The organism is Paenibacillus sp. JNUCC 35, assembly GCF_058269095.1.
The window spans coordinates 4383428-4397991 of record NZ_CM177771.1 but is presented as its reverse complement, the minus strand read 5'-3'; the positions used below and the strand labels follow the sequence as shown (position 1 = coordinate 4397991).

Genomic DNA, 14564 nt, shown 5'->3' with positions numbered 1-14564 from the left:
AGTTAATCAAAACTATGGATGGGGGATCTAATGGCAAATGCAGAAATCGTTTCATACGAGGAGCACTATCCCTGATTCCCGGGAAAGACTAATGGGCAGCGGTATAATCCAATGAGTCTGCAAGATCATCTATCGAACATGAACTATTAAATAATGAACTGAATTTGATGGGGTCAAACTTGTGAATGTATAAATATACAGTGGCTATTTTGGCTGTTTATAATAGGCATTGGACATCCATCAACCTAAGGGCGGGTAGATCTCCGGATGTCCAAAAATGGATAAGGGAGGGTTTTGTATGGGCAAGGGGTTGAAAAAAATAAGTCTGGCTTCAGTCTCTCTAATACTTGTTCTGGCTGGTTGCGGGGCGCCCAGTTCCACGGATACGAAGAGCAGGGAACAGCCATCGACGAAAGAGAACGATGGCAAGAAAGTGGAGTTGACGGTGGCAACGGTTAACAATCCGGATATGATCATCATGCAAAAGATGACCAAAGACTATGAGAAAGAGAACGGCGTGACGATCAAGTTCGTTACTTTGCCTGAGAACGATCTGCGCAAGAAGGTGACGGAAGATGTCTCGCTGGGGGCCGGAAAATTCGATATTGTATCGATCGGGACTTACGATACGCCGATCTGGGCGAACAATGGATGGATCGAGCCGCTTAATCCGCGCTTTGACGCTCTGCCAGGGGACGGAAAGACCAAATACGACCTCGAAGATATTTTCCCATCCATCCGAAACGCACTATCTTTCAATGAACAGTTATATGCGCTTCCCTTCTATGGAGAAAGCAGCATGTTGTTCTATAACAAGGATATGCTAGCCAAAGCCGGGGTCTTAATGCCCGAGAGCCCGACCTGGAAAGAGGTTGAGGATATCGCCAAAAAAGTAAAAGCAGCTAACAACGTGCCGGGCATCGTACTTCGCGGCATGCCGGGATATAGCGAGGTGTTGGCTCCGCTGAACACGACCATCAATTCGTTCGGCGGTTCTTGGTACGACATGGATTGGAATGCCAAGCTAGACAGCCCGGAAACAGCGGAAGCAATCCAGTTTTTTGTTAACTTGCTGAAGGAATCGGGCCAGGTGGGAGCGACCAGCACCGGATTTACGGAAGCACTTACGCTGATGTCCACAGGTAAAGCTGCGATGTGGTACGATGCGACAGTTGCAGCGGGATTTCTGAACAATCCCAACAGTTCGCAGGTCGCCGGAAAGATCGGTTATGCCCTCGCGCCGAAGCATCGCAAAGAAAGCAATGGCTGGCTGGAAGCTTGGTCACTTGCTATCGAATCGGGGAGCAAGCATAAAGATGAAGCGTTCAAATTCATTACTTGGGCGACCAGCAAGGAATACATTACGAAGGTTGGAGAGAGTGAAGGATGGGGGGGGGTTCCCCCAGGCACTCGGATGTCGACGTACGAAAATCCGAAATACAAAGAAGCGGCTCCATTTGCCGAATTTGTCTTCAAATCGATAGATAATGCAAATTTAGCAAAGCCGACTATCCACCCTGTGCCCTACATGGGACTTCAAGCGCTGATTATCCCTGAATGGCAGCAACTGGGCAACGAAGTGAGCCAGGAAATTGCAGCGGCGATCAGCGGAAAAAAGTCAGTCGAGGACGCCATCAAAACGTCGCAACAGATCGCACAGAAGATCGCAGAGGCGGCCGGCTACAAGAAATAACCTCTCCTGGAGAGAGCGGTGCTATTCCGGGGCTCTCTCCAGAATTACACACAAGAAGGTGAGGTAACATGAAGGTTGCCGAATTGAATCATCCGAATTCCCGAGACGTTAAAGCAGTCCATAGTAGGAAATCTCATTTCTCGCCTCCGACAAAATGGTTATTGTGGCCCAGCATCATCTATATTTGTGCTGTCACGCAAGTGCCATTCCTCATGACTCTATATTACAGTGTTCAAAATTGGAACATCATGAGGCCTGATAAAGGGATTGTTTTTGCGGGAGTATCCAATTTTATCGACATTATCGGTAGTGCGGAGTTTTGGCTCGTACTGAAGAACACCTTTGTATTGACAATCGTTTCCCTTTGTTTGTGTATGTTGCTGGGTCTTGGTTTGGCATTGTTGCTAAACCGAAATTTTTATGGAAAAGGCATTGCCCGCACGCTGATCATCGCACCTTTCTTCATCATGCCTGCGGTCTCGGGCATCGTGTGGAAGGCGATGATTTTGAATCCGAATTTTGGTTTTAGCGCATATCTATTCCAATTGTTCGGCGGGCAATCACCTGACTGGCTGGGACGATATCCGCTGGAGACGATCATGTGCCTGCTCATCTGGCAGTGGACCCCGTTCTTCATGCTAGTATTGCTTGCCGGGCTTCAATCCGTGTCGCAGGAGCTGCTAGAAGCTTCGCATTTAGACGGCGCTACAAGATTGCAGCAGTTTGCCAATGTCGTGATTCCTCATCTGTTGCGATATATAGAAGTCGCTGCCCTGCTCGGACTCATTTCAATCATGCAGGCGTTCGGTGAAATCTATGTTACGACGTCAGGAGGCCCAGGTTATGCATCTACAAACCTGACGTTCTACTTGTATCGTCTTGGGTTCCAGAACTGGGATATTGGGAAAGCCTCCGCACTGGGTGTCATCATTGTTATTCTGACGACGATTCTGATGATGATGCTGTTCAAGTTTTTACGGAGAAGATTTGGAGGGGAGCTTTCGTGAGAAAACCGTTGGCATTGCTTCTTACACTCCTCACGTATGTAGTGGCCTTGATTTACTTCGCGCCAGTCTTCTGGATGTTTACAACCGCGTTTAAGCGCGAGACCGACGCCGTTACCATGCCGCCAACCCTGATCTTTCAACCCACGTTCGAGAACTTCAGGATTGTGTGGGATAACGGCGCAGGACATTATATGCTGAATTCAGCCGTTGTAACGCTTGTAGCCACGCTGTTTTCATTGCTGCTTGGCGTGCCCGCCGCTTATGCGTTGGCGATGCATAAACTTAAGAAAGGAGACAGCATTTTATTCTGGTTCATCTCTACCAAAATGTTGCCTGTAGTTGGGGTCATCATTCCAATTTATCTGGTTGGGAAACAGTTAAATATGCTTGACACGCTGCCGACACTGATTTTGCTCTATACGGCTATGAACGTACCGCTTGTCGTCTGGATGATGAGATCCTTCTTTAAGGAGGTTCCGTCAGAGACCATAGAAGCTTATCAGATGGATGGGGCGACGGGGATTCAAGGCTTCTTCAGAATCACACTGCCGCTAGTGAAATCGGGAATCATTTCGACTTCCCTGCTCTGCATGGTGTTTATCTGGAACGAATTCCTGCTGGGGACAAGCCTCACTTACACACGGTCGGCAACGATGCCGGTTTTCATGGCCACTTACATGACGCAGGAAGGTCTGTTCTGGGCAAAAATGTCTTCTGTCGCTACGCTGTCCGTTCTACCGGCGCTTATCCTGGGCTGGTTCACGCAGAAGCAGCTGGTTCGCGGGCTGACAATGGGTGCCGTCAAAGGCTGATGGCATCCAAAGCTTAAAGTCTATTTGCATTACATGATAAACGTATATCGAGAGGAGTAATATACGATGAAACTTTTATTTGTAGGCGAGTCCTGGTTTGTTTACGAAATCCATTATAAAGGGTACGACAGCCTGCATTATACAAGATATCACGAGGGAGCTACAGCTCTTATTGGGGGATTAAGAAATGCGGGGGTTGAGGTCGATTATATCCCTTCGCATGAAGTAACGCGGCATTTTCCAAAGAGCGATGAGCAGTTACAGCAATATGATGCCATCATACTGAGCGATGTGGGCAGCAATACGTTTCTGCTTCAATACGAAACGGTCTTCCTGATGGAATATTTGCCGAACAGTCTGGAACTGATCCGCGATTTCGTCGCCCGCGGCGGCGGTCTTCTCATGATTGGCGGATACATGTCCTACATGGGGTCGGATGGCAAAGCCAATTACAAAAACACCGTTCTCGCTGATGTGCTTCCTGTTGAAATGTTGGATGGCGATGATCGGATGGAGACCCCAGAGGGCGTAAGACCAACCAATACGAAGCCACATAGCATAACAGAAGGCTTCGGCGAATGGCCTAGATTCTTGGGCTATAATCGCTTTAAATCCAAAGCTGACGCGGAAGTTTTGGTTACAGCTAAGAACGACCCCTTCCTCGTGGTTGGAAGCTACGGCGAGGGAAAAACGGCCTGTTTTGCCAGCGATTGTGCGCCACACTGGGGGCCGAAAGAGTTCACCGACTGGGAGTACTATCCGGCATTATGGATGCGGATTCTTAAACATATCGCCAGATAACATAGGTTCGGCACAAGGGGGGGATTGGTATGAAGAAGGGCATCTCGGTGAATTCAAGACAACATCAAATTCTGATGCTTCTTCTTCGATCCTCCTTACCAATTACAATAAGAGAGATTTCGCTGGAGCTGAAGATCAGCATCAGTACGGTTCAACGAGAACTTGACGGCTTGGACCGTCTTCTCCTTCCGTTTGGGCTTACTTTTGTCAAGAAGACAGGGGTTGGGCTTCATTTGGAAGGTGAGGATGACGCCAAAAAAGAGCTGTTCGACCAGATCAACATCAGGGATGGAAATCGAATCTTTACACCGGAGGAAAGGCAGTATCTGCTGACGCAGATGCTGCTTACCCTTCAGGAGCCCGCCAAACTGTTCTTCTTCAGCAGCAAGCTTGGCGTTGCCATGGCAACGGTCAGCAATGATCTCGACAAGCTGGAGCCATGGTTTGAAAGGCACAAAATCCGGTTGATTCGCAAGCCCGGGGTTGGCATACATCTAGAAGTTCAGGAGCTGAGCATTCGGGCGGCGATCATTGACCTATTGTATCAGCATTTCTCGCAAGAGCAATTGATGGATATTTTATCCTCCTATTCATCGTATACTTTCGAAAAGGACAAGCTTGAGCTGTCTGTTCGCAATCATTTGCTTCATTTTATTGCGCCAGACACGATTAGCCAAATTGAAGGCATAGTCAGGCAAACTGAGAAAGTACGCGGATTCGAGATGACTGACAGCGCTTATGTAGGTTTTGTTATTCATATTGCTCTGGTCATTCAGCGTCTACAACATGGTGAGAGCATTACGATTGATACCGACTCCCTGCGCCATCTGAGAGAAACCGAAGAGTTCCGCTGGGCGCGGGTAATGGCCCGTAAATTAAATGAACAATTGGAAGTGGATATTCCCGAGAGTGAAGTGGGCTACATCACGATGCATCTGCTAGGAGCCAAGGGCAAACGGATATTCGCTCTAGCTAACCGCCCCGGTGATGTTAAAGTAGAGCATTACGTGGAGCAGATGATTCGAATCGTAGGGCAAGATTTGAAGCTGGAGCTAGAATATGACAACTATCTTATCGACTCTCTTACTGCACATCTTGAATCGGCTATTCATCGACTGTTGCTGAATATGGATATCCGAAATCCGATTCTGGATCATATTCGTGACCAATATCCGGAAGTGTACGCTGCCACGGCCCGCGCGGTATGCGTATTGGAGGAGAATTTGTGTTGCAACGTTCCGGAGGAAGAGATAGGGTATCTTGCGCTACACTTCGGAGCCGCTATTTTGCGGCAAAAGGGCAGCTCTTCCCACGGCTATCGGGTGCTTCTGACTTGTCCCAGCGGCATGGGAACGTCTAAGCTACTTGCAACCCAATTGGAGAAACAGTTCCCAAACATTCGCATCGTGGAGATCGTGTCACTGCTTCATATTGAGAATGCGATTGAGAAGCATGCGCCCATCGATCTGATTATCTCCACCGTTTCGTTCAGTCACGAAAAGCATCAGGTTATCGCTGTCAATTCATTCCTCGGAGAGAGTGATATATCGTTAATTGAACAATATTTAAACCGTCCTCCCTTATCCAGGGATGTATCCGAACGGGAAACGACGGAAATCGAAGGCACCGTTGCGGCCATCAGTTTATATGGAGAAGCCGTGATGCTTCTAACCAATCATTTGTTTCTAGAATCAGACTTAACTGTTGTATCGAAGGAGGATCTCATTCATCAAGCGATTGCTTATGTGGGAGAGCGAATTCAGCAAGTTGAGCAAACCAGGCTCAAAGAAGATCTTCTAGAGAGAGAACAAAGGGGAGCATTCGTGCTGGAGGATGAGGGGCTTGCCATCCTGCATTGTCGAAGCGACGCAATAAGTACGCTTTGCGTGTGCTTGTTTCAACTGAAGAGAGCTGTGGACTGGGGAGATTCGCAAAATGCCGAGCCAGTCAGCACCGTGCTTATATTGCTTGCCCCGCATACTGCGCCCAAGGAGTATATAGAGATGATCAGTTCGGTCAGCGCGGAGTTGGCAGAAGAACAATTCGTTCAATCGCTCACCGGAGATGAAATCGAAGGGGTGCGGAATAAATTTAAGGCAGTTCTGGGCAGGGTTTATATGGATAAGACCCGCGCTGTATTCCGAGGACAATTATGAAGGGTTTTAACCGCATCGGACGTTTCTTTAGTGCTCTGGTTATACAGAATATTCCTGGTCTCACCGCCATCGGCATCGTTCGGGTACTGTTTGGCCCACAAGGATGGTGGCCGACTTCCGAAATTTATCCGCTTATCGATACGCTGATCCAATATTTTATTCCGATCTTATTCGGTTTCACGGGAGGGAAGATGGTTGGCGGACAGCGTGGAGGAATGGTCGCCGCTTTTGTCGTAGTCGGTCTAATCGCAGGAAACCCTTCCAATTATACGATGATTTTGCCTGCCATGATTCTCGGGCCGATTATCGGATATACGATCGTTCAGACGGATCTTAAGCTCAAAGAGCGAATTCCCACAGGACTAGAGCTGCTTTCCTATAATATTATCCCGTCGTTGATTGGGGTTTTCTTTGTATTGGTCGCGCATTATATGCTCGTACCCGTCTTCGTCGAATTGCTTGAGATCATCATGACTGGGATGGAGAAGTTAATGGCATCCGGCTTATTCTGGTTGCTTGCGCTTGTTATTGAACCGGCAAAAGTATTGTTCTTTAATCACATCATCAATCACGGTATTCTGGGACCGCTGGGCATAGACCAGGCCCGTCAGATCGGTAAGTCGATTTATTTCCTGATGGAGTCGAATCCCGGACCGGGGCTCGGCTTGCTGCTGGCCTATTATTTAAGATCATACGGACAAGAGAAGCAAGAGTGCAGAAAATCTATGGCCATTCATAGCATTGGCGGCATCCATGAAATGTATTTCCCTTATGCAATGATGATGCCGTCGCTTATTGTACCCCTCATTCTGGGAGGGATGGCTGGAAATCTCGTATTTAGTCTGTTGGATGCCGGGCTTGTCGCCACGCCTTCTCCCGGCAGCATTATCGTGGTGCTTCTCATGGCTCCAAAGGGCATGCATTTGCCTGTGCTGGCGGGCATCCTCGTTTCGGCTATGGTTAGTTTTGCCGGAAACTTCGTCATTCTTTCGGTGAAGCAATCAAGGAAAGCGATGTCTACTCGGTTATCCAGTAAGAAGGCTGCTTTAAATGAAGCCTTCATCGAAGTTGCGAAGCCGATGACAAAAGTAAATTCGATCACTTTCGCTTGCGAAGCAGGAGTAGGTACCAGCGCAATGGCAGCTGCCTTGCTTAGCAAACAATTGAAGCAAGCCGACCTGAATGTGGCTGTGAATAACTGCTCGATCGACGAACTGACCGAAGAATCGGATATCGTCTGCTCCCAAGTGCATCTCACCGAACGGGCCCGAGTCGCGGCACCGCATGCCCGGCATTATTCGTTGAATTCTTTTCTTGATCGGACGTTCTATCAGGAGCTGGTTCAGCAACTTAAGACGGAACAGGGGAGGGGAGATACGGAAACAATGAAAGGCGAAGAGGTCGTGGGTCCATCTATTTTGCCGAAAGATTCTTGGACAACCGAGCATATTCTACTGAACACGAGAGCGAGCCATAAGTGGGAGGCGATCGAACAAGTCGGGCAGTTACTCGTACTCAAAGGTCACGCCAATCCCGAGTTCATTGAAGAGATGTACAAGCGGGAATGGGTGCTTTCCACGTATATTGGCAATGGAGTGGCGATTCCTCACGGAATTGATTCGGGCAGCAAATCTATTTTCAAGCCCGGTATTGTATTTGCCCAATATCCCGAGGGTGTGGAATTCGGTGAAGGCAAAATCGCTTATCTGCTGATTGCCGTAGTAGGCAATCAGCCCCAACAATTGGAGTTAATCTCTCAAATCGCCTATTTGATTGAAAATAAAGATACGGTAAACCGGTTAATTCGGGCTTCAAACAGACAGGAGATTTATGCGCTTGTTCTGGAGAGTATAGCCAATACTTACAAGAACAAGTGATGGAGGAACCGCAGTATGATCAGCCGAGATGTCAGGATCGCTTGTAAATCGGGATTTCATGCCAGACCAGCCAAACAGTTTGCCATGGAAGCCCAAAAATACGATGCTGAAATCAATGTAAGCTATAAAAACAGAACGGCCAACGGGAAAAGCATTATCGGTCTTCTTCAATTGGGAGTATCTTCAGGAGAAACGATATCGATAACAGCCCATGGAGTAGAAGAACGGCAGGTGTTGTTGTCGTTGACGAAGTTGTTGAATGATTTAAATAATATGGATGGGGGAACGGATGGGGATGATTCCGAGTAAGATTGTAGCCATGGGCGAGGCGCTCATTGATATGGTGTCGCAGCAAGCGGGAATGGGGCTCGAAGACGCTCCGGGATTTGACAAAGCGCCAGGAGGGGCTCCGGCCAATGTTTCAGCGGCTGTTGCAAGGCTTGGCGGCAAAGCGGCATTTCTCGGGATGGTTGGAGCTGACCCTTTTGGCTATTTCATCAGGAACACCTTGGAGAATATCGGAGTCGACGTGAGCGGGCTTCTCCACACAGGAGAAGCGAAGACAGCGCTGGCTTATGTCTCCTTGCAGGCTGACGGGGAGAGGGACTTTCTGTTTTATAGGCAGCCTTGTGCGGATATGCTTCTGACTCTCGCTGAATTGGATGAGACTAAGGTAAAAGAAGCGGCTATCTTTCATTTTGGTTCTATTTCGCTAGCTTCTGAGCCGATCCGGTCTGCCTTGATGCACGCCTTGAAGCTTGCAGCAGAGACGCAAACTATGATCTCATTTGATCTCAATTGGCGTCCGTCTCTATGGATGAACCCGGAGCAGGCGATGGATGAGATTGGAGCGGTGCTGCCGTATGTGGATATTGTTAAAGTGAACGAGGAAGAAATGGCACTATTTACAGGTGAATCGGAGCCGAAAGCTGCAGCCAAATGGTTTCACGCCAGAGGGGTATCCCTTGTTGCCGTCACTTTGGGCAGTCGGGGATGCTACTACTCATTCAATAGCAAGGAAGCATCTGTTACAGGGGGGTGTCCCGGCTACGCTGTTCTGCCAGTCGATACAACAGGAGCTGGAGATGCTTTTGTCGGCGGACTTTTGGTTCGGTTAACCGAACTTGGCGGGACAAAAGGGGATAAGGGCAGGTTAGTCATCGGACAAATGAGTTGGCATGAAGAGGACATTCACAAGGCGTTTAAATTTGCTGTAGCCGCTAGCGCGCTCACCGTGACAAGAAAAGGTGCGATTTCGGCTCTTCCGGGACGGGATGAAGTGAAAAATCTGATCTTATCATAGGAATATACTATCATTATCATATAATCAATTGAATTGAAGAATGATCCGATTCAATTTAAGATTAACCATAAGTTGACTTGATCTCTCGTTTTGAAAGGAATTGAACAACAATATGGATCACCACCGTACACCATTGTTTACTGCATTGCTCGAGCATGCGAATCGAAACCCGATTCCATTTCATATACCGGGCCATAAAAAAGGAGAAGGGATGGAAGCCGGGTTTAAAACATTTCTGGGCGAAAATGCCCTGTCCATTGACTTGATCAATATTGCGCCATTGGATGATTTGCACCAGCCTACTGGCGTGATTGACGAAGCCCAACGCATGGCTGCCCATGCTTTTGACGCGGACTATACATTATTTTCCGTGCAAGGAACGAGTAGTGCGATTATTACGATGATTATGTCTGTGTGTGGGCCGGGCGATAAAATTATTGTGCCGCGCAACCTGCATAAGTCGATTTTATCTGCCATCATCTTTGCAGGAGCCAAACCTGTATTCGTCACACCCGAGAGAGACAGACGATGGGGGATCGATCATGGCGTTTCTGTTCGTTCAGTGAAGAAGGCGATTGAAAGACATACGGATGCCAAAGCGGTACTCGTGATCAATCCAACCTATTTCGGTGTATGTACCGATCTGAAAGCCATCGTTGATTTAGCTCATGATTACGCCATACCGGTACTTGTTGACGAGGCGCATGGGGCATTGCTCCACTTTCATAACATGCTTCCGTTATCAGCTATGCAGGCTGGAGCAGATATGGCTGCAACAAGCATGCACAAGCTTGGCGGATCGTTGACACAAAGCTCGTTGCTCCATATTAAAAAAGGGCTCATTCAGCGTGAAAAAGTACAAACCATCTTTAGCATGCTGACAACAACATCGACTTCCTATATTCTTTTGGCTTCCCTGGACGCAGCACGGAAGCATCTTGCCTTGAATGGCTCGAAAATGGCAGCAAAAGCGATTCAACTAGCAGAATACGCCAGAGATCAAATCAACCAAATTCCCGGTCTGGCTTCTTTCGGCAGGGAGATTCTGTGGACGGATGCGGCCTTTGATTTCGACCCTACTAAGCTTACCATACATGTCCGAGAGTTAGGCATTACCGGATATGCTGCGGAAGAATGGCTGCGGAAGCACTACAATATTGAAGTAGAATTGAGCGATTTGTACAACATTCTTTGCTTAATCACACCAGGTGATTCGACAGAAACGGTAGCTTGCTTGCTGGACGGTTTAGCTGAACTTGCCAAAGCTCATCAAAACCCAAAAGCGGAAGCTGGAGCCATTGATGTCAAATTACCAGAAATTCCGCTGCTTGCTTTGACGCCAAGAGATGCCTTTTATGGGGAGGTCGAACTCATTCCATTTTCGCAATCTGCTGGGCGCATCATGGCAGAGTCCGTTTATGTATATCCCCCAGGTATTCCTATTTTACTGCCTGGGGAAGTCATCGCGGAACAACATATCCGATACATTCAAGAGCATCTGGAAGTCGGTTTGCCTGTAAGAGGACCACAAGATTTAACTGTAAAAAACATCAAGGTAGTTATCGAAGCCAAGGCGATTTAGCTAAAGGGGGGCAACTATGAATCTCAGCGCAAAAAGAGAGGATTCCTGTTCCATAGCAGCATTCGAGCGAGCCAAAAGAGTGATACCTGGTGGGGTAAATAGCCCTGTTCGTGCATTTTCAACGGTAGACTTACCGCCTGTTTTTGCGGCAAGAGGTCAAGGGGCTCGGGTGTTCGATATCGATGGCAACGAATTTATCGATTATATTGGGTCGTGGGGGCCTTTGATCCTCGGGCATGCTCATCCTGAAGTGGTGGAGGCGATCAAGGAAGCAGCGTCTCGCGGAACCAGCTTTGGCTTGTCTACGGAGATTGAAATCAAAATGGCTGAATGGATATGCAAAAGTATGCCATCTATTGAAATGGTACGTATGGTGAATTCCGGTACGGAAGCTTCAATGAGCGCATTACGATTAGCAAGAGGTTATACAAAGCGGCAAAAAATCGTAAAATTTCAAGGCGGATATCACGGACATGCCGATGCACTATTAATCAAGTCAGGGTCGGGCATCGCTACCCTAGGATTGCCGGATAGTCCGGGAGTACCCGATAGTGTTGCTGCTCATACGCTTACAGCGCCCTATAATAGCATGGACAGTGTCCGCTTTCTATTCGAACAATGCGGGGAACAAATTGCGGCTGTTATCGTCGAGCCTGTTGCGGGGAACATGGGGGTTATCCCGCCAACTCCTGGATTTCTCCACGGGTTGCGCGAGATTACAAAGCAGTATGGCAGCTTGCTTATTTTTGATGAAGTGATGACGGGATATCGCGTAGGTTTTCATGGGGCGCAAGGGCTATATGGAATCGATCCGGATCTTACCTGTCTCGGCAAGGTTATTGGAGGTGGGTTACCCGTCGGCGCTTACGGCGGTAAACGTGAGATTATGGAACAGGTTGCTCCTGTTGGGTCCATCTATCAGGCGGGAACATTGTCAGGCAATCCGCTCGCTATGGCGGCAGGATATACAACCTTGCGATTGCTTGAAGAGCCAGGATTGTATGAGGAGCTGGACAGAAAAGCGACTAGATTGGCAGATGGTTTTGAGGAAAACGCTGAACTGACAGGCATACCGCTCAAGATAAACAGGGTAGGCTCCATGTTTTCAACCTTTTTTTCGGAGCAAGAGGTTGTAGATTATACTACTGCTAAAGGTTCAAATATGCAGCTATTTAAAGCATATTATGCAGCCATGCTGGAGCTTGGCATTTTAACTGCTCCTACACCTTACGAGGTGAGTTTCGTCTCGGCAGCTCATTCCGAAGAGGATATCGAAAGGACGATCAGCGCTCATTATCAAGCACTGACTAAAATCAGCAATAAAGGGTGATGATTTTGGATACTTCTAACCTAAGAAAACTCTTCCCTATATTGGGTCAAAAAGTTAACGGTCATCCGCTCGCCTACCTGGATAGCGCAGCATCGGCTCAAAAACCGATTCAGGTCATTGAGGTCTTGAAACACTATTATGAACGAGATAACGCGAACGTCCATCGAGGGGTTCACACGTTAGGTTCGCGCGCAACGGATGCTTATGAAGGAGCGCGGGCGAAAGTAGCTCGTTTTATCCATGCAGAACGGGTTGAGGAAATTATTTTTACGCGCGGGACAACTTCATCCATTAACCTTGTGGCAAGCAGTTATGCACGAGCGGTATGCAAAGAGGGCGATGAGATTGTCGTCTCCACTATGGAGCACCACAGCAATCTTCTTCCTTGGCAGCAAGCAGCAAAGGCGACAGGTGCAGTGTTAAAATATATACCGCTGCAAGCCGATGGGACATTTTCGATCGAAGCGGCGGAAAAAACGATCACAGATCGCACGAAAATCGTATCTGTTTCACATATTTCCAATGTATTGGGTGTTGCCAATCCAGTGAAGCAAATCGCGGCAATCGCCCATAAGCATGGGGCAGTCATCATGGTAGATGGAGCGCAGAGCATTCCCCATATCAAGGTGGATGTGCAAGAGCTGGGTTGCGATTTTTATGCCTTTTCGGGACATAAAATGTGCGGGCCAACCGGCATTGGGGTGTTATATGGAAAAAAAGCTTATCTCGAACAAATGGAGCCGATTGAATTCGGCGGAGAAATGATCGATTATGTGGGTCTGTATGACGCATCCTGGAAGGAGCTCCCGTGGAAATTCGAAGGGGGCACGCCAATTATCGCAGGCGCAGTTGGCTTGGGCTCGGCTATTGATTTTCTTGAGCAAATCGGACTGGATGTCATCGAAGCGCATGACAAGCTATTGACCAGCTATGCAGTAGAACGAATGAAGCAAATCGAACATTTAACGATGTATGGTCCGGAGGAAGGGCGGTTTGGATTGGTGACGTTTAATTTGGGCACGATCCATCCGCATGATCTGGCTACGGTTTTGGACTCGTACGGCGTAGCGATTCGTGCAGGGCATCATTGCTGTCAACCGTTGATGAGACATTTTGGAGCCAGTGCTACGGCTCGTGCCAGCTTTTATTTATATAATACGGAAGAGGATGTAGAGCAACTTCTTTTTGCACTGAACAAAACGAAAGAATACTTTAGGGAAGTGGAATAAGATGAGAATCCATTACTTGCAGCATGTTCCATTCGAATCGCCCGAACGAATATCGGATTGGGTTAGGGACAAAGGCTATAAGTTAACAGGCACTTTATTATACGAAAGCACGCATTTCCCACTTCAGTCGGAGTTCGATATGCTCGTCGTCTTGGGCGGTCCGATGGGGGTATACGACGCGGAACGTTTTCCATGGCTTGTTCATGAGAAGGCGTTTATTAAAGAAACGATTCGGCAACAGAAGCTGGTGTTTGGTATATGCTTGGGCGCGCAGTTGATTGCAGAAGCACTTGGCGGAAAAGTATACAAAAATCCGTATAAGGAAATTGGCTGGCATCCTGTAAAAATGACGGAAGAGTCCCAGAACTCTGTATTTTTCAAACAATTTCCGCAGGTGTACGTTCCTTTTCACTGGCATGGAGACACGTTTGAATTACCTGATGAAGTCAAGACGGCTGTGATGAGTCTTGGTTGCGTTAATCAGGCATTCGAGTATAGTGGTCATGTGATTGGGCTGCAATTTCATCTGGAAAGCAGCAATGACAGCATCAAAAAGCTGATTGAATATTGTAGTGATGAAATCGAACCAGGTAGATATGTCCAACATCCAGATCAAATGATGGATCAGATGTCTCTGCTAGCACATTCAAATACTATTTTGGCACATTTGCTCGATACATTGGAACTGAACTATCGGACTCTTAATAAGGGGAATGAGTTGGTTTATAAAAGCAATGTATCCTATCCTATTATTGGCGACTAAGAGAGTTTCGC

General features: G+C 47.7%; 12 protein-coding genes. All 12 read left to right on the top strand.

The genetic code is table 11. The features are described from left to right. Positions 1 to 298: 298 nt before the first annotated feature. The 12 genes from AC2TF6_RS19775 (at position 299) to AC2TF6_RS19720 (ending at position 14553) form a co-directional block, all read left to right on the top strand. Positions 299 to 1693, top strand: coding sequence for an ABC transporter substrate-binding protein (locus tag AC2TF6_RS19775; protein WP_491308158.1), 1395 nt, complete (start codon positions 299 to 301; stop codon positions 1691 to 1693). Between the two features lie 68 nt (positions 1694 to 1761). Next, positions 1762 to 2700: a carbohydrate ABC transporter permease gene (locus AC2TF6_RS19770; protein WP_454235832.1), complete on the top strand. Its 939-nt coding sequence runs from the start codon at positions 1762 to 1764 to the stop codon at positions 2698 to 2700. Next, complete coding sequence (locus tag AC2TF6_RS19765) at positions 2697 to 3512, top strand: carbohydrate ABC transporter permease (RefSeq protein ID WP_454235833.1); 816 nt, start codon at positions 2697 to 2699, stop codon at positions 3510 to 3512. The genes AC2TF6_RS19770 and AC2TF6_RS19765 overlap by 4 nt, the downstream gene beginning before the upstream one ends. Before the next feature lie 66 nt (positions 3513 to 3578). Beyond that, complete coding sequence (locus AC2TF6_RS19760) at positions 3579 to 4313, top strand: glutamine amidotransferase (RefSeq protein ID WP_491308157.1); 735 nt, start codon at positions 3579 to 3581, stop codon at positions 4311 to 4313. Between the two features lie 29 nt (positions 4314 to 4342). Further along, positions 4343 to 6469: a BglG family transcription antiterminator gene (locus AC2TF6_RS19755; RefSeq protein ID WP_491308156.1), complete on the top strand. Its 2127-nt coding sequence runs from the start codon at positions 4343 to 4345 to the stop codon at positions 6467 to 6469. Further along, a complete protein-coding gene (locus AC2TF6_RS19750; RefSeq protein WP_491308155.1) occupies positions 6466 to 8346 on the top strand; it encodes a PTS sugar transporter subunit IIA in 1881 nt (626 codons plus the stop codon). Before AC2TF6_RS19755 ends, AC2TF6_RS19750 begins: the two co-directional genes overlap by 4 nt. A 15-nt stretch (positions 8347 to 8361) precedes the next feature. Continuing rightward, on the top strand, positions 8362 to 8655 hold the full coding sequence (locus tag AC2TF6_RS19745; RefSeq protein WP_491308154.1) for an HPr family phosphocarrier protein: 294 nt from the start codon (positions 8362 to 8364) through the stop codon (positions 8653 to 8655). Then, positions 8642 to 9649: a carbohydrate kinase family protein gene (locus AC2TF6_RS19740; protein ID WP_491308153.1), complete on the top strand. Its 1008-nt coding sequence runs from the start codon at positions 8642 to 8644 to the stop codon at positions 9647 to 9649. Before AC2TF6_RS19745 ends, AC2TF6_RS19740 begins: the two co-directional genes overlap by 14 nt. A 112-nt stretch (positions 9650 to 9761) precedes the next feature. Next, the gene (locus tag AC2TF6_RS19735; RefSeq protein WP_454236728.1) at positions 9762 to 11231 is read left to right on the top strand and encodes an aminotransferase class I/II-fold pyridoxal phosphate-dependent enzyme; all 1470 of its coding nucleotides are present in this window, start codon (positions 9762 to 9764) and stop codon (positions 11229 to 11231) included. A 16-nt stretch (positions 11232 to 11247) separates the two neighbouring features. Then, on the top strand, positions 11248 to 12561 hold the full coding sequence (gene hemL, locus AC2TF6_RS19730) for a glutamate-1-semialdehyde 2,1-aminomutase (RefSeq protein ID WP_454235839.1): 1314 nt from the start codon (positions 11248 to 11250) through the stop codon (positions 12559 to 12561). A gap of 5 nt (positions 12562 to 12566) precedes the next feature. Then, positions 12567 to 13790, top strand: a complete 1224-nt coding sequence (locus tag AC2TF6_RS19725) for a cysteine desulfurase (RefSeq protein ID WP_491308152.1) — start codon at positions 12567 to 12569, stop codon at positions 13788 to 13790. A gap of 1 nt (position 13791) precedes the next feature. Further along, positions 13792 to 14553: a type 1 glutamine amidotransferase gene (locus tag AC2TF6_RS19720; protein ID WP_491308151.1), complete on the top strand. Its 762-nt coding sequence runs from the start codon at positions 13792 to 13794 to the stop codon at positions 14551 to 14553. Positions 14554 to 14564: the final 11 nt, after the last annotated feature.